Source organism: Vibrio sp. 2130-1 (genome assembly GCF_033339515.1).
This window is the reverse complement of record NZ_JAWOUT010000407.1, coordinates 1-631: the sequence shown is the minus strand read 5'-3', so window position 1 is coordinate 631 and position 631 is coordinate 1. Positions and strand designations below refer to the sequence as shown.

Annotated in this window: 1 protein-coding gene; it reads left to right on the top strand. The window is 45.2% G+C overall.

Annotated features, from left to right (window positions below):
* Positions 1–631, top strand: a 631-nt coding sequence (gene galU / locus R7Q09_RS26505) for a UTP--glucose-1-phosphate uridylyltransferase GalU (protein ID WP_318143988.1), incomplete at both ends; no start/stop codon positions are given.

Genomic DNA, 631 nt, shown 5'->3' with positions numbered 1-631 from the left:
CTACGGCACGCGCTTTCTTCCAGCTACAAAATCAATGCCAAAAGAAATGATGCCAGTAGTGAACAAACCGTTGATTGAATACGGCGTTGAAGAGGCAATTCAAGCTGGTATGAACGGTATGTGTATTGTGACAGGCCGTGGCAAACACTCAATCATGGATCACTTTGATAAGAACTACGAACTTGAGCACCAAATTAGCGGTACCAACAAAGAAGAGTTACTTGTCGATATTCGTGAGATCATTGAATCAGCGAACTTTACCTACATTCGCCAACGTGAAATGAAAGGTCTAGGTCACGCGATTCTAACGGGTCGTGAACTGGTTGGTGATGAACCTTTCGCTGTAGTACTTGCCGATGACTTGTGTGTGAACGAGGAAGAAGGCGTTCTTGCTCAAATGGTTGCGCTGTTTAAGCAATTCCGCTGTTCTATCGTGGCAGTACAAGAAGTACCTGCTGATGAGACGCACAAATACGGCGTGATTTCTGGTGAAATGATCAAAGACGACATCTACCGCGTAGACGACATGGTAGAAAAACCAGAACCAGGCACAGCGCCAAGCAATCTTGCGATCATTGGTCGTTACATCCTTACCCCTGATATTTTTGAACTGATCGAAAACACAGAGCCA